Annotated in this window: 20 protein-coding genes; 14 read left to right on the forward strand and 6 right to left on the reverse strand. The window is 64.7% G+C overall.

The genetic code is table 11. The annotated features are described in order from the left end of the window. The first annotated feature begins 3 nt into the window (after nt 1-3). The 8 genes from JEY66_RS28370 to JEY66_RS28405 all read left to right on the forward strand — a co-directional run bounded on the left by JEY66_RS28370 (nt 4) and on the right by JEY66_RS28405 (nt 10539). A complete protein-coding gene (locus JEY66_RS28370) occupies nt 4-1965 on the forward strand; it encodes a hydantoinase B/oxoprolinase family protein (RefSeq protein WP_018270944.1) in 1962 nt (653 codons plus the stop codon). A 102-nt stretch (nt 1966-2067) separates the two neighbouring features. Continuing rightward, nucleotides 2068-3168, forward strand: a complete 1101-nt coding sequence (gene torT / locus JEY66_RS28375; RefSeq protein ID WP_018270943.1) for a TMAO reductase system periplasmic protein TorT — start codon at nt 2068-2070, stop codon at nt 3166-3168. Nucleotides 3169-3240: 72 nt separating this feature from the next. Continuing rightward, nucleotides 3241-4779 (forward strand): sugar ABC transporter ATP-binding protein, encoded by a 1539-nt coding sequence (locus JEY66_RS28380; protein WP_018270942.1) that lies wholly within the window; start codon nt 3241-3243, stop codon nt 4777-4779. Beyond that, nucleotides 4776-5792, forward strand: a complete 1017-nt coding sequence (locus tag JEY66_RS28385) for an ABC transporter permease (protein WP_018270941.1) — start codon at nt 4776-4778, stop codon at nt 5790-5792. The genes JEY66_RS28380 and JEY66_RS28385 overlap by 4 nt, the downstream gene beginning before the upstream one ends. Beyond that, nucleotides 5785-6798, forward strand: coding sequence for an ABC transporter permease (locus JEY66_RS28390; RefSeq protein ID WP_018270940.1), 1014 nt, complete (start codon nt 5785-5787; stop codon nt 6796-6798). Before JEY66_RS28385 ends, JEY66_RS28390 begins: the two co-directional genes overlap by 8 nt. A 14-nt stretch (nt 6799-6812) precedes the next feature. After that, nucleotides 6813-7688: an FAD binding domain-containing protein gene (locus JEY66_RS28395; RefSeq protein WP_018270939.1), complete on the forward strand. Its 876-nt coding sequence runs from the start codon at nt 6813-6815 to the stop codon at nt 7686-7688. Nucleotides 7689-7704: 16 nt separating this feature from the next. After that, nucleotides 7705-8163 (forward strand): (2Fe-2S)-binding protein, encoded by a 459-nt coding sequence (locus tag JEY66_RS28400; protein WP_026192586.1) that lies wholly within the window; start codon nt 7705-7707, stop codon nt 8161-8163. A gap of 15 nt (nt 8164-8178) precedes the next feature. Continuing rightward, complete coding sequence (locus JEY66_RS28405; protein WP_018270938.1) at nt 8179-10539, forward strand: xanthine dehydrogenase family protein molybdopterin-binding subunit; 2361 nt, start codon at nt 8179-8181, stop codon at nt 10537-10539. Between the two features lie 144 nt (nt 10540-10683). Here JEY66_RS28405 and JEY66_RS28410 read toward each other — a convergent pair whose 3' ends face one another. From JEY66_RS28410 to JEY66_RS28425, 4 genes are all read right to left on the reverse strand, one after another. Next, nucleotides 10684-11571: a 2-hydroxy-3-oxopropionate reductase gene (locus JEY66_RS28410; protein ID WP_018270937.1), complete on the reverse strand. Its 888-nt coding sequence runs from the start codon at nt 11569-11571 to the stop codon at nt 10684-10686. A gap of 122 nt (nt 11572-11693) precedes the next feature. Further along, nucleotides 11694-12479, reverse strand: a complete 786-nt coding sequence (gene hyi / locus JEY66_RS28415; protein ID WP_026192585.1) for a hydroxypyruvate isomerase — start codon at nt 12477-12479, stop codon at nt 11694-11696. Between the two features lie 36 nt (nt 12480-12515). After that, on the reverse strand, nt 12516-14303 hold the full coding sequence (gene gcl / locus JEY66_RS28420) for a glyoxylate carboligase (RefSeq protein WP_016846035.1): 1788 nt from the start codon (nt 14301-14303) through the stop codon (nt 12516-12518). Nucleotides 14304-14484: 181 nt separating this feature from the next. Then, nucleotides 14485-15333: an IclR family transcriptional regulator gene (locus JEY66_RS28425; RefSeq protein ID WP_016846034.1), complete on the reverse strand. Its 849-nt coding sequence runs from the start codon at nt 15331-15333 to the stop codon at nt 14485-14487. A gap of 238 nt (nt 15334-15571) precedes the next feature. Between JEY66_RS28425 and JEY66_RS28430 the strand changes: the two genes are divergently transcribed. The 6 genes from JEY66_RS28430 to pyk all read left to right on the forward strand — a co-directional run bounded on the left by JEY66_RS28430 (nt 15572) and on the right by pyk (nt 22043). Then, nucleotides 15572-15985, forward strand: a complete 414-nt coding sequence (locus tag JEY66_RS28430) for a CBS domain-containing protein (RefSeq protein ID WP_016846033.1) — start codon at nt 15572-15574, stop codon at nt 15983-15985. An 85-nt stretch (nt 15986-16070) separates the two neighbouring features. Beyond that, the gene (locus JEY66_RS28435) at nt 16071-17090 is read left to right on the forward strand and encodes a 2-dehydropantoate 2-reductase (protein ID WP_016846032.1); all 1020 of its coding nucleotides are present in this window, start codon (nt 16071-16073) and stop codon (nt 17088-17090) included. Nucleotides 17091-17095: 5 nt separating this feature from the next. Next, the gene (locus JEY66_RS28440; RefSeq protein WP_016846031.1) at nt 17096-17878 is read left to right on the forward strand and encodes a fumarylacetoacetate hydrolase family protein; all 783 of its coding nucleotides are present in this window, start codon (nt 17096-17098) and stop codon (nt 17876-17878) included. Between the two features lie 64 nt (nt 17879-17942). Continuing rightward, a complete protein-coding gene (oxlT, locus tag JEY66_RS28445; protein ID WP_018270935.1) occupies nt 17943-19286 on the forward strand; it encodes an oxalate/formate MFS antiporter in 1344 nt (447 codons plus the stop codon). 30 nt (nt 19287-19316) lie between these two features. Beyond that, on the forward strand, nt 19317-20624 hold the full coding sequence (locus JEY66_RS28450) for a glycerate kinase type-2 family protein (protein WP_018270934.1): 1308 nt from the start codon (nt 19317-19319) through the stop codon (nt 20622-20624). A gap of 3 nt (nt 20625-20627) precedes the next feature. Further along, complete coding sequence (pyk, locus tag JEY66_RS28455; protein WP_018270933.1) at nt 20628-22043, forward strand: pyruvate kinase; 1416 nt, start codon at nt 20628-20630, stop codon at nt 22041-22043. 82 nt (nt 22044-22125) lie between these two features. Here the strand turns inward: pyk and JEY66_RS28460 are convergent, their stop codons facing one another. Together JEY66_RS28460 and dinB are read right to left on the reverse strand one after the other, a co-directional pair. Then, nucleotides 22126-22335: a hypothetical protein gene (locus JEY66_RS28460; RefSeq protein ID WP_016846027.1), complete on the reverse strand. Its 210-nt coding sequence runs from the start codon at nt 22333-22335 to the stop codon at nt 22126-22128. 114 nt (nt 22336-22449) lie between these two features. Then, on the reverse strand, nt 22450-23697 hold the full coding sequence (dinB, locus tag JEY66_RS28465) for a DNA polymerase IV (protein ID WP_026192584.1): 1248 nt from the start codon (nt 23695-23697) through the stop codon (nt 22450-22452). Nucleotides 23698-23874 lie beyond the last annotated feature (177 nt).

Here is a 23874-nt window from a genome sequence, read left to right on the forward strand (position 1 = left end):
ACCATGGCCGGAGCTCTCCCGCTCGACCCCGTGACCTTCGAGGTTCTGAAGAACTCCTTCATCACCAGCGTCGACCAGATGGGCGAGCAGGTCTTGAGGACCTGCTACTCCTTCGTCATCTACAATCGTGATTTCTCGAGCGCGCTGCATGACGCCAACGGCGAATGCGCGGCGCAGGGCAACCAGGATATCGCCGTCCACGTCGGCACGCTGCATTTCACCTGCAAGGATGTCATGCGCCATTTCGAAGGCGACATGCATGAGGGCGACGTCTTCGCCATCAACGATCCCTATGCCGGCGGCACGCACTTCTCGGACGTCCGCCTGATCCGTCCGATCTTCGCCGACGGCAAGATCATCGCCTTCAGCCAATCCAACGGACATTGGTCCGACGTCGGCGGCAGCGTGCCGGGATCGTTCGACGTCGCCGCCCGCGAGATGTTCCGCGAGGGTCTGCGCATCACGCCGGTCCGGCTGTTCGACAAGAACGGTTTGCGCAAGGACGTCGCACATCTGATCGCCTCGAATACGCGCGATCCGGCCTCGATCATCGGCGATATCCAGGCACAGGCCGAAGCCACCGCCGTCTGCGAACGCGAGATCCTGCGCTTGGTCGGCAAATATGGCCGTGATACCGTCGAGACCGGGCTTGCCGCCGTGCAGGATTATGTCGAACGTTCCGCGCGCCAGCGCATCGCAGCGCTTCCTGACGGCGAATGGGAGACGGTCGACTTCATCGACCGCGATCCAGCCGGCGGCGAAGGCATGATCCCGATCCGCATCAAGATGACAATCAAGGGCGACCGCGCGATCTACGACTTCACCGGCAGCCATCCGACCATCGGCTCGATCTACAATTCGGCGTTCGGCGCGACCTTTTCCGCCGTCGCGGCCGGCATGAAGACCTTCTTCCCCGACCTGCCGCTCAATTCCGGCTTCTACCGCTGCTTCGAGATCATCGCGCCCGAAGGCTCGATCGTCGACGCCAAATGGCCGATCGCGGTCACCGGCTTTCTGATGCCGTTCGAGAAGATCATGAACTCGATCTACGAGATGTGGTCGAAGCTGATGCCGGAGCGCGCGCTCGCTTGCGCGTTCAATCTCGAATATCTGCTCACCGGCGGGCTCGATGCCCGCAGCTCCGACAAGCCGATCTTCATGTTCTATGACTGGCTGCCCGGCGGCTGGGGCGGGCGCAACGGCAAGGATGGCAGCAATGTCACGACCGCCTGCTTCGGCACCGGCCTGATGTCGCAGCCGGTCGAGGGCCAGGAGCGCGCCAACCCGATCCTGACCACGGAATGCGAGATCCTCAAGGACTCTCCCGGCCCCGGCAAGTGGCGCGGCGGCGCCGGCGTGGTGAAGACGTCGCGGATGCTTCAGGCCGAGAAAACCGTGATCTCCTATATCTGCGACCGCGAGCGTGCGATCGTGTGGGGCATCGAGGGCGGCCTGCCGTCGATGCCGCACGGCCTGACCCTGAAGCGCGCCGGCAGCACGGCCGAGGAGCGGCTCGGCTCGATCTTCTCGGACGTCCCGATCGGCGAAGGCGACACTTTCTCGCGTCCGACCGCCGGCGGCGGCGGGTTTGGCGATCCGCTGGAGCGCGATCCGAACCTCGTCATCGAGGATATCAAGGACGACTATGTCTCGGTCGAGCGTGCCGCCAAGGACTATGGCGTCGTGGTGCACACCATCGACGCCGAGCTCTGCAACTACGAGGTCGACAAGGTCGCGACCGAGGCGCTCCGCGCGAAGATCCGCTCCGAGCGCGTTGCCAATGTCCGGCTCGATCCGGAGCTGGTGGCGCAACGCTATCGCAGCGGGGCAATCGACGCGCTCGATGCGATCCGCAAGCACGCGGTGATCCTCGATTGGGGCACCGGCGCCCTGCTTCCCGAATCCACGCGCCAGTTCCGCGAAGTGTTCGAGCGGCGCTCGGTCGCAACGTGGAAAGCAGGCTGATTGCCATCGCCGGCCGCGCCGCCGGCAGGCGGCACAGAGCGTTCACGAAAACTGGATCCGACATCGCCCCTCCACTTTCATTCGAGCCATGAGGATTGTGCTATGACGAGTACGACGTGCCTTTCCCCCAATCGAGTTTGGCCGATCCGCCACGCGCTCGGCCTTGCCGCAGGCCTCACCCTTGCCGCTGCGGTCGCGCCGGCCGCGGCCGAGACGCCGTGGTTTCCGATGAAGGTCTACGACGCGTCGTCCGGCACACCGAAGCCGGCCGAGTACACGCCGCTGCCGAAGGCCGAGAAGCCCTACAGGCTCTGTGTGCTGTTTCCGCACATGAAGGACAGTTTCTGGGTCGCCGTCGCCTACGGCATCGTCAAACAGGCCGAGGCGATGAACGTCAACATGAACCTCTACGAGGCCGGAGGTTACGAGAACCTGCCGAAACAGCTGTCGCAATTCGATGACTGCATGGCGAGCGGACCGGATGCCATCATCGTCGGCGCCATCTCCGGCGCAGGCCTCAGCAAGAAGTTCGAGGAAGCCAAGGCCAAGGGCGTGCCGGTCGTGGGCGTCACCAACCCGCTGCCGCCGAACGCGCTGCCCGCGGCCAACTACGTCGACTTCGTCGCCATGGGCGAAGTCACCGGCGCCGGCCTGCTGGCGCAAACCAAGCCCGGCGACAAGCTCAACATCGTGACGTTCCCCGGTCCGGCCGGCTCTGGCTGGGCGGAATCGTTCAACGAAGGCTTCAAGAAGGCTGTTGCCAAGAACCCGAACGCCAAGATTCTGGCCGAGAAATTCGGCGACTCCGGCGTCGCCGTGCAGCTTCAGCTCATTCAGGACGCGTTGCAGGCTTATCCCGGCATGAACGTGATCTGGGGCACCGCCCCCACCGCTGAAGCCGCCATCGGCGCCGTTGCCGAGGCCGGCCGAAGCGACCTGAAGATCGTATCGTCTTACGAAAACCAGGCCATGCTCGACGCGCTCAACCGCGGCGACATCCTCGCCTTCGCAACCCAGTATCCGGTCGGCGAAGGCGCCGTCGCGATCGATCAGGCGGTGCGTCTCATCGAGAAGAAGCCGGTCATGAGCCTTGTCCAGCCGATCGCCGCGGTCATCGACAAGACCACGGTACCGAAATTGCAGATGGACCTCGTGCTGGCGCCGGCGAGTTGGACACCGGTCTATTCGGTCAAGGCAAAGTAAGCCGCTCGCGAATGGTGCCGGGTGGGAGCACCTGCTCCCACCCGTCTTGCTCACGGCCCAACGGAGACGCGGATGGATGTCGAGATCGACCCGAAGCCTGCCGAGCCTCTGCTTCGATTGCGGGGGATATCGAAGCGCTTCACCGGCGTTCGCGCGCTCGACCGGGTCGACCTCGACGTTCGTGCCGGCGAACTTCACGTCCTGTTCGGCGAGAACGGCGCCGGCAAATCGACCCTGATCAATGTCGTCTCGGGAACGTTTCCGCCGGACGAAGGCACGTTCCATTTTGGCGACGAGGAGATCCATCATCTCACGCCGCAGCGAGCCCGCACGATCGGCATCAGCCCGGTCTTTCAGGAGTTCTCGCTTATCCCGAGCCTCACGGTGGAAGAGAACCTGTTCCTTGGCCGCGAGGTCACGCATGGCGGCGTGCTGCGCTCACGCGAGATGCGCAAGCGCGCCAGGGCGCTGATCGACGAGCTCGGCTTCGATCTCGATCCGGCGCAACGGATCGACGACCTCTCCCGCGCGCACCAGCAGATGGCCGAAATCGCCAAGGCCCTGCTCGGCCGCGTCCGCCTTTTGATCCTTGACGAGCCGACCGCCTCATTGACCGAGCGCGAGACCGGACGGCTGTTCGAGCTGATCGCGCGCCTGAAGAGCCAGAATGTCGGGCTGATCTATGTCTCGCATCGCATGCGCGAAATCCGCGCCCTTGCCGACCGTGTGACGGTGCTGCGCGACGGCCGCCACATCCAGACCCTCGACGCCGCCGGCTCGACCGACGGCGAGCTGGTGGAGCTGATGACCGGCCGCAGGATCGACCTGCTGTTCCCGACCATCGCCCACCGGCCTGACAAGGTGATGGTCGACATCGAAAACCTGACGCTCGCGGACGGCAGCGTACAGGAGGTGAATTTCCACGCCCGCGCCGGCGAGATCACCGGCATCGCAGGTCTCGTCGGCTGCGGCAAATCGGAGCTGATCCGCGCGGTCTACGGCATCGAGCCCACGGCATCGGGCGTGATCCGAATCGACGGTCTGCCTTACGAATTCCCGGCCCCCAGGCAAAGCCTCAAGCGCGGCATCGCCTATTTTCCTGCCAACCGAGTTGCTGAAGGGCTCGCGCTATCCCGTCCGATCCGCGAGAACGCATCGATGACGGTGCTCGACCTGCCCGCGTTCGCGCGCTACGGCGTGCTGCGGCAGGCCGCCGAATGCATAACGATCGCGGACATCATGGAGCGGTTGCAGCTGAGGCCGCCGAACATCGAACGGAGCGTCGGAGCGCTGTCCGGCGGCAACCGTCAAAAAGTGATGCTGGCACGCGCGCTCACCCGCGAACTGACCGTGTTCCTGTTCGACGAGCCGAGCGTCGGGATCGACGTCGGCGCCAAGCTCGAGGTCTACCAGTTCATGAAGCGCCTGGTCGAGGCCGGCGCTGCCGTGATCGTGGTGTCGTCGGAATTGCCGGAGGTTCTGGCGCTGTCGAACCGGCTCTACGTCATGCATCACGGCCGCATCGCCGCCGAGCTGAAGGGCGCCGAGAAGACCGAGCAGAACGTGCTGTCGAGCTTCTTCCGCGACCATCTCGCCGCGGAGGTCGCGTGAACACCGCGCTGGTCACCGCGAACCCGCAAGGCGCGATCGGCCTGCGATCGATCGCAGGCCGTGTCGGGTTCCTGCCTGCCCTGCTGGTCTTGCTCGTCGCCGGCATGTCGGCGGTCGATCCGCAATTCTACGGCATCATCAACATCCTCAACATCCTGCGCAACGCATCGCTGCTCGCGATCGTCGCCTGCGGTCAGGCGCTGGTCATCATCGCGGGGGGCTTCGATCTTTCGGTCGGCGCGGTCGTGGCGCTTGCGAGCGTCGTCACCGCCAAGACCATGGCCGCCGCAGCCACCGCGTTTCCCGGCAACAACGCCCTTATCATTGCCAGCGGGATGGCGGCCGGACTCGGCTCCGGAGCCGTGGTCGGGCTCGTCAACGGCTTCTGCGTGGCGAAGCTCAAGGTATCCGGCTTCGTGGTGACCCTGGGCACGATGTCGGCGACCGCGGGCGTCGGCCTGATGATCACCAACGGAATCCCGGTTTACGGCATGCCCGATATCTTCGTGAAGGGCTTTGGCCGCGCCCAGGCGCTCGGCCTGCCGACCGCCGTCCACGTCGCGCTGGTCATCATCATCGTGATGGTGTTTGCGCAGCGGCGCACACTGTTCGGCCGTTACGTCTACGCAATCGGCGGCAATGTCGATGCGGCCATCGTGTCGGGCGTATCGATCCAGCGCCACGTCGTCGGCACTTACGTTGTCTCGAGCATGCTCGCGGCATTGACCGGCATCCTGCTGACCGCGCAGGTCGGCTCCGGCCAGGCGAGTTTCGGCGGCGACCGGATGATGCTGCAATCGATCGCGGCCGCCGTGATCGGCGGCGTGAGCTTGCGCGGCGGCGTCGGACGCATCGAAATCGTCGCCATCAGCGCCCTGTTCCTGACCATCCTGGGCAATGCGCTCAACCTCCTGCACGTCGACTCCCGGCTGCAGCCGGTCTTCCTCGGCGTCATCATGGTCGCAGCCGTGGCGCTGGACGAACTCAGCCGACGGAGCAAGGCTCGTGTCTGACCTCGAATTGTCCGTCGCCGCCAAGAACGCGGATCGCTCGAAATTGGCGCCGGGTCGCTGGCTCTGGAGCGCAGCGCTGCCGGTCGCGTTGGTGGCCCTGTTGCTCGGCTTCGCGGCGGTCGACCGCGGCGTGTTGTCGCCGGCCAACCTGCTCAACATCGCGCAGCAGGCCAGCTATCTGGCCCTGTTCGCGATGGCCCAGACCGTGGTGATCCTGACGCGCGGCTTCGACCTCGCACTCGGCCCGACCGTATCGATGGTGAGCGTCGGCACCGCGCTGGCGATGGCCGGCGCCACGGCGTCGGGCCATGGTACAGGCTCCGTGCTGCTCGCCGGGCTAGCTGCCGGTTTCCTGCTCGGCATCGCGTGCGGCCTCTTCAACGGCGTGGTTATTGCGCTGCTCGGGGTCAACCCCTTCGTCGCAACGCTCGGCAGCTACAATATCGCGATCGGAGTTGCGACCACGCTGTCGTCCGGACGGCCCGTGCAAGGCGTTCCGGCGCCGTTCTCGCAGATCTTCTACGGCGGCAGCGTCTTCGGTATCCCGGCGGCCATCGCAATCACGGTCGGGGTCGGCGCCGTGCTCCATTGGACCCTGACACGGACGGTGTTCGGCCGTTCGCTTTACCTCATCGGCACCAACCCGCGCGCAGCGGCGGTCGCCGGCCTGCCGGTCAAGCGCATCCTGATCGCGACCTATGTGCTGTGCTCCGGGCTTGCGGCGCTCGGCGCGATCATGATGACGGCGCGGACCGGATCGGGCGAGCCGAACCTCGGCGGAGCACTTTCACTGCAGGCGATTGCCGGCGCCGTGGTCGGCGGAACAAGCCTGGCGGGCGGGCGCGGTGGGGTCGGAACCGCAGTGCTCGGCGCCCTGTTCATCACCATTTTGTCCAACGGCATGAACCTCACCCGGATCGACGGATACGTCCAGATGGTCGTGCTCGGCGCGATCGTCATCGTCGGCGTTCTGCTCGATCGCCTGCGACTGGAGCGGCGCCAATGATGACGGGTTCTCCCATGCAGAGCGTCGCTGGCGAGACGCACGATGCACCTGCGTCGATCTACGTCGCGCCCTCGCTCGCTTCCGCACTCGACGCACTGCGCGAATTCGGCGCGGCCGGCGCTGCCTTTGCGGGCGGCACATGGATCATGCGGTCGCCGATCCGCCACGAGCGGCTGAAGCCCCACTATGTCGCGATCGGCAAGATCGCCGAGCTGACCACGGTCCGTATCGACAGCGATGCGATCGAGATCGGCGCGGCGGTTACGCATGCGGCACTCGCAGCGGCCCTGGCCGATCATGCGGAATTCGCGGTCCTGGTCGACGCCGCCGGCCGCTCCGCCAATCCCGCGATCCGCGCGATGGCAACGATCGGCGGCAACCTTGCGACGTCGGAATTCGCCGCCGCGGATTGCGTGCCGGCGCTGCTCTGCCTCGAGGCCCAAGTCGAAATGTCCGCACGCGACGGCCGCGAGCGCATCGGCCTGGCGCATTTCCTAAAGATCCGATCGTCCCTTCCCCCCGGTCATCTGGTGACGCGGATCATCTTGCCGCGGGCGGCGCGCAGAAGCGCCCATGCCCGCCTGCCGCTGCGCAAATCGGGTGACTACCCGGTCGCCATCGTCAGCCTGTCGGTCAGCATCGATGCAGCGGGCCGGGTCCAGGCGGCGCGCGTCGCGGTCGGTTCAGTCGAGCCGGTGGCGCGCCGCTGGGAGCGGCTCGAGGCAGCGCTCATCGGACGTCCGCTCGATGCAGCGGAGGCGGCGCAGACTGCGGCCGCGTTGGCGGACGAGTTCGTCGGCCGCGACAGCATCGATGCCCCGGCCTGGTATCGGGTCAGCGTGCTACCCGGTCTCGTTCGCCGCGCTGCGATCGCAGCGCTTGGCTCCTGAACCGGTGGGGATCGACATGGGATTCAACTTGACAGTGAACTGTGATCGCCTCTCTTCCGTGGCCGACCCCGCCACGCCGCTGATTGACATTCTGCGCGAGGAGATGCATCTGACCGGCGCGAAACCGGTCTGTCGCGAGGGCTTTTGCGGTGCCTGCATGGTGCTGGTCGACGGCGAGCCGACGCCATCGTGCCTGCTGCCCGCCGCGCTGGCCGATGGCCGCAAGATCCGCACCGTCGAAGGCCTTGCGCCTCACGGCGAACTGAACCGTATCCAGGCGGCCCTCGAGGCCAGTGATGCCGTCCAATGCGGCATGTGCTTTCCCGGCATGGTGGTGAGCCTGGTGCATCTCCTGACGACCCGGCCTGACGCCACCCGTGACGATATCCGGGCGGCACTGACCGGGAACATCTGCCGCTGCACGGGATACGAACGCATCGTCGAGGCGACGTTGCTCGCCTTGGCCACGGCATAATCAGGAGGCGCAAGCATGTCCGACGTTTCCGCGACGATGGATCTGCGCCGGCGTGACGCCGCCGACAAGCTGCGTGGCCGCACGCGCTACACCATCGATCGATATCTGCCGGGCATGCTGCACGCCGCGGTGCTGCGCGCCGGCGTGCCCTCGGGCCGTATCATTCGTCTCGACACGTCGAGGGCTGCCCGCATGCCGGGGGTACGTGCGATCGTGACGGCGGCGGATGCACCTGGCATGATCGGCATCGGCATCGCCGATCACCCGCTGTTCGCCCGCGATGTCATTCGCTACGACGGCGAACCGCTTGCCGCGGTCGCAGCCGTCACGTTGGCGCAGGCGCAGGCCGCGCTCGCGGCGATCGACGTGGAGATCGAGCAAATCCCCGCAGTATTGACCATGGCGGATGCGCTGGCACCAGATGCGCGGCTGGTTCATCCGGACTGGCGCAGCTATGAGGTGCTGCTCGAAGGCGGCGCGCGTGCGGGCAATGTCGCCTGGGAGGCGACCGTCGTTCGCGGCGACGTCGACGCCGCCTTTGCGCGGCCCGACGTCGAGATCGTCGAAAGTCTTTATCGCGTCGGCCGGCAGAACCACGTGGCCTTCGAGCCGCGTGCGGTCGTCGCAACCTACGAGGACGGCCGCTTCCATATCGAGACGTCGACGCAGGTTCCCTGGAGCATCCGCAACGCGACCGCGCGCGTGTTGGGTGTGCCGGCGTCACAGGTGCGCGTCACCGTGCCGCCGGTCGGTGGCGGCTTCGGTCTCAAATTCGATCTTGCGGTTGAGCCCTTCGCCGCCCTCCTCGCCCGCGCCAGCGGCCGGCCGGTGCGCCTCGTCAATTCCCGCGAGGACGAGATGCTGACCTGCCTGTTCCGCGAGAACGCCGATATCCGCATCCGCTCGGCGGTGACACGCGAGGGAGAGATCGTGGGCCGCGAGGCGGTCGTGCTGATGGATTGCGGTGCCTATGGCGGCGAACAGATCTTCCTGACCACCATGACCGCACACACGCTCGGCGGAAACTACCGGCTTGGCAGCGTGCGCATGGTCTCGCGCGCAGTCTACACCAACACGGCGCCGAACGGTGCGTTCCGCTGCTGCAACGGCGTCTACAACACCTTTGCGCTCGAGCGGCACACCGACGAGATCGCGGCGCGGATCGGAATGGATCCACTTGCTTTCCGGCGCCGCAATGTGCTCGGCGACAAGGACCTCGGCGCCACCGGCCAGGTATTCGAAGACGATGTGCTCGGCCCGATGCTCGACCGGATGGATACGTTGCGCGATGCGGCAGCGCCGCTGCCGGCGCGCACCGACGGCAAGCTCCTTGGACGTGCGACCACCGTCGGCACCTGGTTCGTCTTCGTCGGCCCGTCGGCCGCGACGGTGAACATGAATGCCGACGGCACGGCGACCCTGGTCACGTCGGGTGTCGAGATCGGATCCGGCTCGATGATGCAGAGCCTGCCGCAGATCGTTGCCAGCACGCTCGGCATCGCGCCCGAGCAAGTGATCGTCCGCGCCGCCGATACCGATGCGGCCGGTTATGATGTCGGCGTCGGTGGCGGCCGCACCACCGTCTCGCTCGGCGCCGCCAGCCTGTCGGCGGCACAGGAGGTCCGCACGAAGCTTTTGAGGATCGCCTCCGAGATGATCGAGGCCGCGCCCGGCGATCTCGTCATGCGCGATGGTCGGATCGAGATCGCGGGCGCGCCGGGCTCCGGCCGCACCGTCGCTGAGGTCGCGACCCGTGCTCAAGCGCTGGGCGGACCGGTCGCCAGCACCGGCGCCTTCACCGGCGCCGGGGTGCCGGCGATGCCCGGTTGCGTTGCCGGTCATTTCATCGACGCGATCGACATCCCCGTCTTCGCCGTCCATGACTGCGAGGTCGCCGTCGATCCGGAGACCGGGCATGTCGAGGTGCTAAGCTATCGCGTGGTTCAGGACGTCGGCCGCGCGCTGAATCCACGCGCAATCCAAGGCCAAATCCAGGGTGGCGTCGTGCAGGGTCTGGGCTACGCCCTGCACGAGGAGGTGACGATCGGCAGCAATGGCCGTGTCAGTCAAAGCGGCTTTGAGACCTACCGCGTACCGCTTGCGCTCGACGTCGTACCGGTGGAGATCAGCCTCTATGAGGGTGCGCCGTCGGTGGGGCCGCTCGGCACCAAGGGCGCCGGCGAGGTGCCGATCCTCAATGTCGGCGCCGCCGTCGCCTGCGCCGTTGCCAACGCGACAGGAAAGCGGGTGCAGGAATTACCTCTGACGCCGCCGCGCGTGCTCGAACTTCTGCTCGAGCGCAAGCCGGGTCTGGCGCTGTCTCACATTGTCGAGGTGTGGACGGACAACCTTGTTCGTCCTCACCAGACGCCCTAGGGACACCGGAACATGCCCAGCAAACGATCCGAACGCCGAGCGACCGACTTGGGCGCCAGGCGCCTGATCCGCGGCGGGTAAGCGTTACCGTCTCCCCGCACCGACCAGGGCCACGATATTTTCGTCCGTTCCCTTCCTTGGGGCTCAGGCAGCCGCGACCTCGTGGCCCGCCATGACCTCCAGCGCTCTCAGAATAGCGGAATGGTCCCAGCTTTTGCCGCCGAGGGCGGTACAGGTGTTGAACAGCTGCTGGGCTGCGGCAGTGCCTGGCAGCGACAAGCCGAGCGCGCGTGCGCCTTCCAGCGCGAGGTTGAGATCCTTCTGATGCAGCTCAATGCGAAAGCCCGGATCGAAATTGCGCTTCAGCATGCGATCGCCGTGCACTTCAAGGATCCGGGACGACGCAAAGCCACCCATCAACGCCTGGCGCACCAGCGCGGGGTCGGCCCCCGCCTTGGAGGCGAACAGCAACGCCTCGCTCACCGCCTCGATGGTCAGCGCCACGATGATCTGGTTCGCAACCTTGGTGGTCTGGCCGTCGCCATTGCCGCCGACATGCGTGACATTCTTCCCCATCGTTTCAAACAGGGGCTTCATCGCATTGAACGCCCGCTCCCGCCCGCCAACCATGATGGTCAGGCTGGCCGCCTTGGCGCCAACTTCGCCGCCGGAGACCGGCGCGTCGAGATAGTCGGCCCCGAGCGCATCGATCCAACGTGCAAACTCCTTGGTCGCCAGCGGAGAGATCGAGCTCATATCCGTCACGATCATGCCTTTGGAGATGCCCTCCGCCACGCCGCCTTGACCGAACAGCACGGCTTCGACATGCGGAGTGTCCGGTACCATGATGATCACGGCGTCCGCTTCCTGCGCCACCTGCCTGGCGGACTCGCAAGCGGTGCCGCCGGCCGCAATCAACTCGGGCGCAACAGGTACGACGTCGTGCAGGAACAGGCGATAGCCGGCAGCCAGGAGGTGGCCGGCCATCGGACGTCCCATGGTGCCAAGTCCGATGAATCCGATGTCTTTCATTGTCGTTGCTCCTGTCAGCCGGATGAAAGCGTTTTTCGGCGAGCGACTCTCGGCTCGCGTGAAGAAAACGCGACAAATAAATTCCAGAGCTCCGTCCCGATTCAATCGGAACGGAACAGGCTCTAGGTCACGAAAGTCTGCGCGGCGTGCCAGCCGAGGCTCTCGAGCGTGGTCGTCCGCGGCTTGTATTCGCACCCGATCCAGCCCCGATACCCGATGCTGTCGAGATGCTTGAACAGATAGGAGTAGTTGATCTCGCCGGTTCCCGGCTCATAACGGCCCGGATTGTCGGCGAGCTGGACATGCGCGATCCGGCCGAGATGCTTCCGCAGGGTCCGCGCGATATCACCTTCCATGATCTGCATGTGATAGATGTCGTACTGGATGAACAGATTGGACGAGCCCACCTCGGAAATGAGCTGCACCGCCTGTTCCGTACGGTTCAGGAAGAAGCCGGGAATATCGAGCGTATTGATCGGTTCGACCAGGAGCTTGATGCCGTGCTGGCCGAGCGCGCCGGCAGCGAAGCGCAGGTTGGACACGAGGACGTCCTGCAGTTCTGCCCTATCCGTATCGGCTGGAGCGATGCCGACCAGGCAGTTCAGCTGCCGGCAATCCAGCGCCTTTGCGTAATCGATTGCACGCACCACGCCGTCGCGAAATTCATCGACCCGATTGCGCAGGATCGCAATGCCCCGTTCGCCGGCGGCCCAGTTGCCGGCCGGAAGATTGTGCAGCACCTGGGTCAGCCCACAGCGCGCCAATTCCTCCCGCAACGCGCCCTTCTCGAAGTCATAAGGAAAAAGATACTCGACTGCGTTGAAGCCGGCGGCCTTGGCGGCTGCGAACCGATCGAGAAACGGCAGCTCGTTGAAGAGCATGGTGAGGTTGGCGGCAAATTGAGGCACGGGTCGTATCTCCGCTTGAAGCGCTGAAAGATGTCGTCAGGCCGGCAACAGCGTGCCGGATCGTGACGCGCTCGGGACGTCATCGAGCGGAAGATCGAGCACTTCCTCGAACTCGACGATGTTGTCGATCTCCGTTCCCATGGCGATATTCGTCACCCGCTCGAGAATGAACTCCACCACCACGGGCACGCGATGCTTCGCCATCAGCTCGCGTGCGGTCGCGAACGCCGCCTGCGCGTCGTTCGGGTCCGTCACACGGATCGCCTTGCACCCCAGCCCCTCCGCGACGGCCACATGGTCGACGCCGTAAACCCCGATCTCGGGCGCGTTGATGTTCTCGAACGATAGCTGGACGTGATAGTCCATGTCGAAGCCGCGCTGGGCCTGCCGGATCAGGCCGAGATATGAATTGTTCACGACGACGTGGATGTAGGGCAGATTGAACTGCGCCCCGACCGCGAGCTCCTCGATCAGGAACTGGAAGTCGTAATCACCCGACAGCGCGACAATGTCGCGATCGGGATCGGCGGCACGCACGCCAAGCGCGGCCGGCAGCGTCCAGCCGAGAGGGCCGGCTTGGCCAGCGTTGATCCAATTGCGTGGATTGTAGACGTTGAGGAACTGGGCGCCGGCGATCTGCGACAAGCCGATCACGGTCACGTAACAGGTGTCGCGGCCGAAGGCCTTGTTCATTTCCTCGTACACGCGCTGCGGTTTGATCGGGATGTTATCGAAGTGGCTCTTGCGCAGCATCGAACGCTTGCGGTCGCGACAGGCGGCGGGCCAGGCCTGCCGATCGCGCAGCCTCCCCGACTTCCGCCACTCCCTGGCGACGCTCACGAACATTTCCAGCGCAGCCTTGGCGTCCGAAACGATACCGAGGTCCGGATTGAAGACCCGTCCGATCTGCGTCGGCTCGATGTCGACATGGACGAATTTGCGGCCCTTCGTATAGGTCTCGATCGAGCCGGTATGCCGGTTGGCCCAGCGGTTTCCGATGCCGAGCACGAAATCGGATTCGAGCATCGTGGCGTTGGCGTAGCGATGGCTGGTCTGCAGGCCGACCATGCCTGCCATCAGCGCGTGATCGTCAGGAATGGCGCCCCACGCCATCAGCGTCGGGACCACGGGAACGTTGACCGCTTCGGCGAAGGCGACCAGCAGCTCGGACGCATCGGCGTTGATCACGCCGCCGCCGGCCACGATCAGCGGCCGCTCCGCGGCGTTCAGCATCTCGAGCGCCTTCTCGATCTGCTTGCGCGTCGCCGCCGGCTTGTAGACCGGCAGCGGTGAATAGGTCTCGTCGTCGAACTCGATCTCGGCCAATTGCACATCGAGCGGAAGATCGATCAGCACCGGTCCCGGCCGTCCCGACCGCATGACATGGAAAGCCTGGCTGAACACGCGCGGCACCAGCGCCGGCTCGCGCACTGTGACGGCCCATTTCGTCACCGGCTTTGCGATCGCCTCGATGTCGACGGCCTGGAAATCCTCCTTGTAGAGCCGCGCCCGCGGCGCCTGACCCGTAATGCAGAGGATCGGAATCGAATCCGCGATCGCCGAATAGAGGCCGGTGATCATATCGGTGCCGGCGGGGCCCGATGTGCCGATGCAAACGCCGATATTGCCTGCCTTCGCCCTGGTATAGCCTTCCGCCATATGCGAGGCGCCTTCGACGTGCCGCGCCAGGATATGACTGATCGAGCCGTTGCGCTTCAGTGCGGAGTAAAGCGGATTGATCGCCGCGCCGGGAACGCCAAAAGCGCAAGTGATCCCCTCGCGCTCCAGTATGCGGACCGCTGCATCCACCGCTCGCATCTTCATGTGATGATCCCGCTTCGCTATGAGTTGGCCTGAGCAGGATCATCAGGCCCGCGAGCATCGATCTCAACGCAATCGATTGGAATTTCCGCGCTGTGGCAACGCTCGCGATTTCTTGCGCGTCTTCAAACGATTAGCCTCAGCGTAGAAATGGAAATCGTTGCGGACGGAATCGCAGCCAGCCTTACGCCTGCGCTTGCTGCGTGCGGTTCCCGCGAAGTTCGGCCGTGAGTTCGGCTGCGATCCGGTGCACGATCGTGCCGATCTCGGGCAAGCGTTCGTTCGTCAGCCTGTCGGCCATGCCCGATACCGAGATTGCGGCATATGGTTCGTTGCAATCATTGAAGACGACCGCGGCCACGCAGCGCAGGCCGAGGCGCGCCTCTTCATCATCCACCGCATACCCCTGACGCCGCACGATCTCCAATTCCTTGAACAACTCGCCGGGCCGCACGATCGACTTTTCCGTCAGCCGCGGCATGCCCTGGCGGCGAATGATCGCGTTGACGTCGGCATCGGAATAGGTGGCCAGCACCGCCTTGCCCACTCCCGAGGCGATCATCGCGACGCGTCCGCCGACCTTGGTCAGCGAGCGCATGATCTCACGGCTTTCAATGCGGGACACGACAATGATGGATTCGTCATCGACCACGGCAAGATTGGCCGTTTCCCTGGTCTGGTCGCGCAGCTTGCGCAGATAAGGCAGCGCCTGCGCGGCAAAATTCCGCCGGCGCACGAAGGTCGAGCCGACCACGAAGCTTTGGGCGCCGATGTGCCACTTGGACTCCTCGCGGTCGAACTGCACGAACCTGCGGTTCTCGAGCGTGGTCAGCAGACGATGAACGGTCGAGGGCGACAGGCCGGTACGGATCGCCAGATCGGTCAGCCGATAGCCTTCATCATCCTCTGCAAGTGTCTCCAGGATTTGCATGGCGCGATCGACGGACTGAACACCGCCGTCGCGTACGTCCTGCTCCGGCTGCGCGCGAAGATCGGGATCGGATGGCTTGCGCCTGATCGACTCTCTTTTCATCACGACCTGACCCTAACCGGTTGCGGTTCAGAACGAAATTGCTCGCCAAGAACGAGCATCAGAATTGGCATATGGCATACCATCACGCTCAGGAGTCAAGGGAACGAAATCTGCGAATAGGTCAGTATTTTTGCCATTCTTCTTTTAAACTGGCTCGATTCTTTTGTTTGACTTCTGGGATAATGTATACCACGATTATTTCGAGACGACCTAATCACGCAACCGGGAGAACGCTGCCATGTACGTCGGGGACATCCTTCGCAACAACAGTCCACACCTGGTGGCGATCGGCTCCAACGAAACCGTGAGCATTGCGGCGAACCTGATGTACGCGAGCAATGTCGGCGCCCTCGTGGTCAGAAGCGCCTCGCGCAGCAAGGACGCCGCCGTGGTCGGAATGTTCAGCGAGCGCGACGTCGTTGCTGTGATCGCCGAGCGCGGCACCAATGGTCTTGCCATGAAAGTCGCGCAGTTCATTTCGCCGCGGCCGCTGGTGTCCTGCAATTCGCAAGATGCGCTCACGGATGTCGAGCGACTCATGGCCCGTCACGGGATCCGCCATATCCCCGTCATCGACAACGGCCGGCTCGTCGGCGTCGTGAGCATGCGGGACATCACCCTTGCTTTCGAGGAAGCCGCCTGCGCGGCCTGACAGACTTACCCAAGGCCATTGCCACGCTACTCGGTTCGAGCCGCTGCGGCTCCTGCTGTGTCCCCATTCTGCTTGCGAGGATCTCATGAGAATCTGCATCTACGGCGCCGGTGCGATCGGCGGCTATCTCGGTGTCGAATTGATGCGCGCTGGCGCCGATGTCAGCCTGGTCGCACGCGGCGCGCATCTCGCCGCAATGCGGCAGAACGGCCTGAAGCTCCTGATCGGCGACGAGGAGCGCGTCGTGCATCCTCGTTGTACCGACAGCCCCGCCGAACTCGGCGAGCAGGATTACGTCATCATTTGCCTCAAGGCGCATTCGATCACCGGCGTCATCGAGCCGATGCGACCGCTGCTGGGCGATCGGACCCGCATCGTCACCGCCGTCAACGGCATTCCCTATTGGTATTTCCACAAGCATGGTGGTCGGCACGAGGGATCGACGCTCGAGAGCATCGATCCTGGCGGTCGGCAGTGGAACGAGCTGGGTCCCGAACGCGCCATCGGCTGCGTGGTTTACCCCGCCACCGAAATTGAGGCGCCCGGCGTGATCCGCCACGTCTACGGCAACAACTTTCCGCTGGGCGAGCCCTCCGGCGAGATCACACCCGACGTCCAGAAACTTTCCGAGCTGTTCGCGGCCGCGGGCATGAAAGCGCCCGTCCTCGACCGCATCCGTGACGAGATTTGGCTCAAGCTGTGGGGCAACGTCTGTTTCAATCCAATCAGCGCCCTCACCCACGCGACCCTCGACGTGATCTGCAGCAATCCGGGCACGCGCGCGCTGTCCAGAGCGATCATGCTGGAGGCCCAGGCGATTGCGGAAAGCCTCGGCGTCAAGTTTCGGGTCGATGTCGAACGCCGCATCGAAGGTGCGCGCAAGGTCGGAGCGCACAAGACCTCGATGCTGCAGGATCTCGAGCGTGGACGTCCGGTCGAGATCGATCCGCTGATCACCGTGGTGCAGGAGATGGGCCGGATGACCGGGATCGCGACACCCGCCCTCGATGCGGTGCTGGCCCTGGTCGCGCAGCGCACCAGGCTGGCCGGCCTCTATGACGGGGCGGCCGGCGCCGCAGCGGCAGAAACGCTGGCGGTGGCGTGATCCCGATGGCCAATGTTACGCGCTGGGTCCGCTTCCGCCACCATGACAAAATCGGCTTCGGGCAACTCACCCCGTCCGGCATCTCCGTGCACGAAGGGGACATGTTCGGCGACCCGCGACCGACTGGACAAATGCTGGCGCTGGACGACGTCGAGCTGCTCGCCCCGACGCAACCGAGCAAGATCATCGCGCTCTGGAACAATTTTCACGCACTGGCGGAGAAGCTGAAATCACCTGAGCCTGCCGAACCGTTGTACCTGTTGAAAGCGCCAACCAGCGTCACCACGCCTGGCGCGATCATCACGCGCCCCTTGGGCTACGATGGCAAGACGACCTACGAAGGCGAGCTTGGCATCGTCATCGGCAGGAGCTGCACCGCGGTCGCGCCCGAGCAGGCCGACGCCTTCATCTTCGGTTACACCTGCACCAACGACGTCACCGCCGCGGACATCCTCAATCGCGACCCGACCTTCCCGCAATGGGCACGGGCCAAGGGCTTCGACGGATATGGCCCCTTCGGTCCCGTCATTGCCTCAGGCCTCGACCCCGCAAGCCTTGTGGTGCGCACCATCCTGAACGGCGTCGAGCGCCAGAACTACCCGATCGCGGACATGATCTTCAGCGCACAGACGCTGGTCAGCAAGATCTCGCACGACATGACGCTGTTGCCGGGCGACCTGATCTGCTGCGGGACATCGATTGGCGTCGGGGTGATGAAGGAGCCCGTCAACACGGTCACCGTCGCGATCGACGGAATCGGCGAGTTGACCAACGAGTTTCGTCAGTAGGCGCGGCGGGACGATAGCCCGACGCAGCCGGCCCAAACGACAGTTATCTGCCTCAGGAGCACACATGAACTCCACGAAACCGGCATCATCGCCCGGCGGCTTCCGCTGGCTGCAGCTGGCGATCGGCATCGTCTGCATGGCGATGATCGCCAACCTGCAATATGGGTGGACACTGTTCGTTGACCCGATCGACGCGAAGTTTCATTGGGGTCGTCCAGCCATCCAGCTCGCCTTCACGATTTTCGTGATGACGGAGACATGGCTCGTGCCGGTGGAGGCCTGGTTCGTGGACAAATACGGCCCCCGCATCGTCATCATGTTCGGCGGGCTGATGATCGGGTTGGCCTGGGTGATGAACTCATACGCCTCCTCTCTCGTCACGCTCTATGCGGCAGCAATCGTCGCGGGCATTGGCGCCGGCGCCGTTTACGGCACTTGCGTCGGCAATGCGCTGAAATGGTTTCCGGACCGGCGCGGCTTGGCCGCAGGGGCAACCGCCGCCGGGTTTGGCGCCGGTGCGGCGCTCACCGTCGTCCCGATTGCCAACATGATTGCCGCCAGCGGCTACCAGAGCACCTTCCTGACCTTCGGGATCGGGCAAGGCCTCATCGTCATCCTGCTGGCCTGGTTCGTCCGGCCACCGCATGGCGTCGAATCACCCAGAAAAAAGCGTCTCAATCTGCCGCAAAGCGCGATCGACTACACCCCGCCCCAGGTGCTGCGCACCCCGATCTTCTGGGTCATGTACCTGGTGTTCGTCATGGTGGCTTCCGGCGGGTTGATGACCGCCGCGCAGATCGGACCGATCGCCCATGACTTCAAGATCGCGGACACGCCGGTCACGCTGGCGGGCTTCCAGATGGCGGCACTGACCTTTGCCATCTCGCTCGATCGCGTCTTCGATGGTTTCGGCCGTCCGCTCTTTGGCTGGGTCTCCGACAATATCGGCCGCGAGCACACGATGTTCATCGCGTTCGCGACTGCGGCGCTGATGTTGCTGACGCTGTCCACCTACGGTCACGTTCCGGTTGTCTTCGTGCTGGCCACGGCGATCTATTTCGGCGTCTTCGGCGAAATCTACAGCCTGTTTCCCGCGACGTCGGGCGACACGTTCGGCGCCAAATACGCAACCACCAACAACGGCATGCTCTACACGGCGAAGGGCACGGCGGCGCTGCTGGTGCCGCTCGCGAGCATCATCTCTTCCCAGCTCGGCTGGCAGGCCGTGTTCATCGTCGCGGTTGCACTCAATGCCACCGCTGCCCTCACCGCGTTGCTCCTGATCAAGCCGATGCGACGCGCGTTCATTCTCGGCAGTGAAGCGACGGCAAGCGCCGCAATCGCTCGTGCAAAGGTCTTCCCTGATGACGCATCCGTGTCTTACGACCGTCTCGAGAAGGCGCCATAACAAGAGACCTGTTGGCCGGAGCGCAAACGATTGAACGACAAATGGACGGATGTGCGAGCTCGGACCGCCCTGCGGCGAATCCTTGACGCCGCCATCGCGAGCGCCGATCCAAGGATCACGATTGCCGACGCCCTGCCGGCAAAGCCGAAGGGCAGATGCATCGTCGTCGGCGCAGGTAAGGCGTCGGCGGCAATGGCGGCGGGCCTCGACGCGGCATGGCCTGACGTCGAGCTTTCAGGGGTCGTCGTCACGCGCCACGGCCATTCGGTTCCAGCCGGCCGCATCGAAGTGCTCGAAGCGTCTCATCCCGTGCCGGATGACACGAGCGAGGCCGCTGCCCTTCGCATGCTGCGCGCCGTCGAGGGGCTTTCGGCAGACGATCTCGTCATCGCCCTGATGTCCGGCGGCGGCTCGGCGCTGATGACCCTGCCGGCATCTCCGATGACTCTCGCCGACAAGCAGGCGGTCAACCGGGCACTCCTTGCAAGCGGCGCGACAATTGCCGAGATGAACGTCGTCCGCAAACATTTGTCCGCGATCAAGGGCGGACGGCTGGCGCTGGCCGCCCGCCCCGCCCGCGTCATGACCCTTGTGATCTCAGACATTCCCGGCGACGATCCGGCGGCGATTGCCTCCGGTCCCTCGCTGCCGGACAGCAGCACAAAAGCGGATGCGCTGGAGATCGTTGGCCGGTTTGCCATCGACCTGCCGGAAGCGGCGCGGCTTGTGCTTGAACAAGCGGACGAGACGCCCAAGCCCGGCGAGATCGATGCCGACGTCCGCATCCTTGCCGCTCCATTCCATGCGCTTGACGCTGCGGCCAACGCCGCCCGAGACGAAGGCTTGACGCCGATCGTCCTTGGCGACGCGATCGAGGGCGAGGCACGGGAACTCGGAACCGTGATGGCCGGCATCGCCCGGTCGGTTGCGAGGCGCGCGCAGCCAGGGCCCGCCCCCACGGTGCTGCTGTCCGGAGGCGAAACGACGGTGACGATCGGGCGCGGGCCGGCGGGACGCGGCGGCCGCAACACCGAATTCCTGCTGGGGCTTGCCGTCGCCCTGTCCGGCGCATCCGATATCTGGGCCATTGCGGGCGACAGCGATGGAATTGATGGAACGGAAGATGCGGCTGGCGCTTTGATCGGTCCGGATACGCTGCGGCGCGCCGCCGCGAACCTGCTTGACGCACGGGCGCACCTGGCTGCCCATGACAGCTATACGTTCTTCGACCGCCTTGGAGACCTCGTGCGCACCGGGCCAACGCTTACCAATGTCAACGATATCCGCGCCGTGCTGATTGCAGCCGGCAAGCCGGGAATCAAGCCAGCAATGAGGTGACCCATGCGCCGCCATCGACGCGCCAAGATCGTCGCAACCGTCGGTCCCGCCAGCAGTTCCCCCGAGATGCTCGAGGCGCTGCTGCTGGCTGGCGTCGATACGTTCCGCCTGAACTTCAGTCACGGAACGCAGAGCGATCACGCACGCATTCACGCGGCGATCCGAAAGCTGGAACAGGAAGTCGGCCGGCCGATCGGCATCCTGATGGACCTCCAGGGTCCGAAGATCCGCGTCGGCACCTTGCGCGATGGAAAGATCGCCGCAGCGGCCGGAGAGACCATTCGGTTCGTCTTGTCCGGATCGGATGGCGACCGAACCGCAATTCCCCTCCCGCATCGGGAAATCTTTGCCGCCGTTGCCCCTGGCCATGACCTTCTGATCGACGACGGCAGGGTCCGCGTTCGCGTTACCGGGCTCGGTGACGATTTCATCGAAGCCAAGGTGATCGTCGGCGGCACGATATCCAATCACAAGGGCGTCAATCTGCCGGGCACGGTCCTCGATCTTTCACCGTTGACCGCGAAGGATCGCCTCGATCTGGAGTTCGGCCTGAAACTTGGCGTGGATTGGGTTGCTCTGTCGTTCGTGCAGAAGCCCTCGGACATCATCGAGGCGCGAGGTCTCATTGGGGACCGCGCCGGTCTGATGGCCAAGATCGAGAAACCTGCCGCGCTCGAACGGATCGACGACATCATCCAGTTGTGCGACGCCATCATGGTTGCGCGGGGCGATCTCGGCGTCGAAATCCCGCATGAGGACGTGCCGGGGCGCCAGAAGGAGCTGGTGCGGGCCTGCCGTCTCGCGGTGAAGCCCGTGATCGTCGCCACGCAAATGCTCGACTCGATGGTCGCCGCCCCTACGCCGACGCGTGCGGAAGTCTCCGACGTTGCGACCGCCATCTATGACGGCGCAGACGCAGTGATGCTGTCGGCGGAGTCCGCGACAGGGCGATATCCGCGCGAGGCGGTCGAGATGATGGACCGCATCATCCGCAGCACCGAACAACACAAGATGTACCGCTCGATCGTCGAGGCGACCCAGCCCGGCGAAGAGCAGACGCCACCGCACGCCGTGGCAACGGCAGCGGCCGATCTCGCCTCCGTCGTTCACGCCGCCGCCATTGTGGCCTATACGTCGAGCGGCACCACGGCCGCACGCGTCGCGCGCAAGCGGCCGAGCCGCCCGATCCTCGCCATCACCCCGAGCCGCGAAGTGTCCCGCCGCCTGTGCCTGCTTTGGGGCGCTCACAGCGTGCTTTCCGACGACGTTCAGAGCTATGAGGAGATGGTCGAGCGCGCAACTACATTCGCGCATGCAGAGCAGTTTGCATCGAGCCGCGATCTGCTGGTCGTTGTCGCCGGCATTCCCTTTGGACAAGCGGGAACAACCAACAATCTACGGGTCGTATCGCTGCCCTGAGAGAACCGTCGGCCCGAGCGATTGCATCATCAGCACACCGCGCGGCAAGGCGAGCGCGATGGTCGCGTGCATTCCCGATCGCCTAGGTCAGCATCGAGATGATCGATTGAAGCTGATCGGATGCTGACGTCACGAGCCCGTCGAACGATGTCTGGCCGTGAGCCGCGGCTCGCAGGATGCATTCCGCAACAGCGGCCTTGAGACCGAACACGGATTGATCCGCCGGCACGCTTGCCATGACTGCATCCAACGCATCGCGCATCGTCTGAATCAGTTCGGCGCTGTACTTCATGGCTGTCCCTCCGCACGCTCAAGATAGGCCGGCCGTGCCAGGTCGCCACTCACAAGCGCGCGATTCCAAATTGCCTTTTCTTAATGCAGTGACAGATACGTGAACCGGCGAGCGTTAGAGGTCTCTCTCGGCAAGCTTGCGAAACGCATCGGGCACCGAATGAACCGCCTCCAGCGCCGCTGAACCATATCCGATCGCCTCCCAGCCAAAGCGATCGCGGATTTTGTCGATCGCACGGTCCGCCGCCCAGCGGGCGATCCCTGTCGGGCTTCCAGGGCGAAGCGCTTCGTCCGCCAGTCCGAGTGGAAGCTCCAGCGCAAGATCCCAATGCTCCTCGAGATGCGACACCGAGATCGCCAACAGCGAGATGATCTTCGCGCCGGGATGGTCGGCAAGAGCCGCGCGCACCAGATTCTCGGCGAGCCGGGCCAGCACGATGGTCGTGCACACCGGCGCATCGAGCGTCATCGAGCGCGTCACCGATTTCAGGTTGGCGAAGCGGACGCGCACCGTCACGGTTCGTCCGGGCCGCGACTTCGCCCGAAGCCGCGTGGCGACGCGGTCGGCGAGATGAAGCAGTGTTGGCCGAATGACTTGCTCGATGGCAGGCTTTCGGCCGAGCGCCGATTGTGCTCCCGCGGATCGCGCACGCCGGTGTGGTTTGAGCTGTCGCGGATCGCGATTCCAGGCCAGCGCGGCAAGTTTCTCGCCCGCTGCCGGACCGAGCAAGCGCGTCAGCGACCGTTCCGACAATTTGGCGAGCTGACCGATCGTCGTAACGCCGATCGCGCCCAATCGGGCCCTGGTGACCGGCCCTACCCCCCACATCAACTCAACCGGCAGTTCGTGAAGGAAGCTTAGTTCGGCGGTGGGATCAACGACGACAAGTCCGTCGGGCTTTGCGACCTGCGAGGCGATCTTCGCCAGATGCTTGGTGCGGGCCACGCCGACCGAGATCGGAAGGCCGAGCTCGCTACGCACGCGCCGCCGGATCGACGCGGCTATTTCGGCAGGCGTTCCGAACAGGTGAGTACAGCCGGCAACATCCGCAAACGCCTCGTCGATCGAAATTCGCTCGACCAGCGGCGTGAAGTCGCCGATCACCTTGATGGCCGCGTCGCCCAGCCGCTGGTAGTCGCTGAAATGGCCGCCAACGAAAACGAGTTGCGGGCACAGTTGACGCGCTTCCCGCCCCGACATGCCGCCATGCACCCCGAAAGCCTTCGCCTCATAGGACGCCGCAAGCACAACCCCGCCCCCGACGGCGATCGGCTTGCCGCGCAGCGACGGCTCGAGCAGTTGCTCGACCGATGCGTAGAATGCATCGAGGTCCGCATGAAGGATGGTGGCTGCGGCTGCCATCTCGACCCGTTCATCCCTGACCTGACCGAAGCCGCCCGTCTCCGGACGCGGAAATTGACAATAGAACAAAATAGGAACATTCTGGAATCGAGTCAATCCAGCACGCGTCGTCGCGGCTGCTGGCGCCGCGAACGAGCGAGGTCGTCAACGCGCGCCGCTACTGCGCGCGCGTGCCGC

Origin of the sequence: Bradyrhizobium elkanii USDA 76 (assembly GCF_023278185.1) — a bacterium.
GTDB lineage: Bacteria > Pseudomonadota > Alphaproteobacteria > Rhizobiales > Xanthobacteraceae > Bradyrhizobium > Bradyrhizobium elkanii.

Coding starts and splice junctions, on each gene's coding strand:
- JEY66_RS28405 (WP_018270938.1), top strand. CDS start 8,179: ATGTCCGACGTTTCCGCGACGATGGATCTGCGCCGGCGTGACGCCGCC.
- JEY66_RS28410 (WP_018270937.1), bottom strand. CDS start 11,571: ATGAAAGACATCGGATTCATCGGACTTGGCACCATGGGACGTCCGATG.
- dinB (WP_026192584.1), bottom strand. CDS start 23,697: ATGGCAGCCGCAGCCACCATCCTTCATGCGGACCTCGATGCATTCTAC.
- JEY66_RS28425 (WP_016846034.1), bottom strand. CDS start 15,333: ATGAAAAGAGAGTCGATCAGGCGCAAGCCATCCGATCCCGATCTTCGC.
- torT (WP_018270943.1), top strand. CDS start 2,068: ATGACGAGTACGACGTGCCTTTCCCCCAATCGAGTTTGGCCGATCCGC.
- JEY66_RS28395 (WP_018270939.1), top strand. CDS start 6,813: ATGCAGAGCGTCGCTGGCGAGACGCACGATGCACCTGCGTCGATCTAC.
- oxlT (WP_018270935.1), top strand. CDS start 17,943: ATGAACTCCACGAAACCGGCATCATCGCCCGGCGGCTTCCGCTGGCTG.
- JEY66_RS28460 (WP_016846027.1), bottom strand. CDS start 22,335: ATGAAGTACAGCGCCGAACTGATTCAGACGATGCGCGATGCGTTGGAT.
- JEY66_RS28400 (WP_026192586.1), top strand. CDS start 7,705: ATGGGATTCAACTTGACAGTGAACTGTGATCGCCTCTCTTCCGTGGCC.
- gcl (WP_016846035.1), bottom strand. CDS start 14,303: ATGAAGATGCGAGCGGTGGATGCAGCGGTCCGCATACTGGAGCGCGAG.
- JEY66_RS28370 (WP_018270944.1), top strand. CDS start 4: ATGGCCGGAGCTCTCCCGCTCGACCCCGTGACCTTCGAGGTTCTGAAG.
- JEY66_RS28440 (WP_016846031.1), top strand. CDS start 17,096: ATGGCCAATGTTACGCGCTGGGTCCGCTTCCGCCACCATGACAAAATC.
- JEY66_RS28430 (WP_016846033.1), top strand. CDS start 15,572: ATGTACGTCGGGGACATCCTTCGCAACAACAGTCCACACCTGGTGGCG.
- JEY66_RS28435 (WP_016846032.1), top strand. CDS start 16,071: ATGAGAATCTGCATCTACGGCGCCGGTGCGATCGGCGGCTATCTCGGT.
- JEY66_RS28380 (WP_018270942.1), top strand. CDS start 3,241: ATGGATGTCGAGATCGACCCGAAGCCTGCCGAGCCTCTGCTTCGATTG.
- pyk (WP_018270933.1), top strand. CDS start 20,628: ATGCGCCGCCATCGACGCGCCAAGATCGTCGCAACCGTCGGTCCCGCC.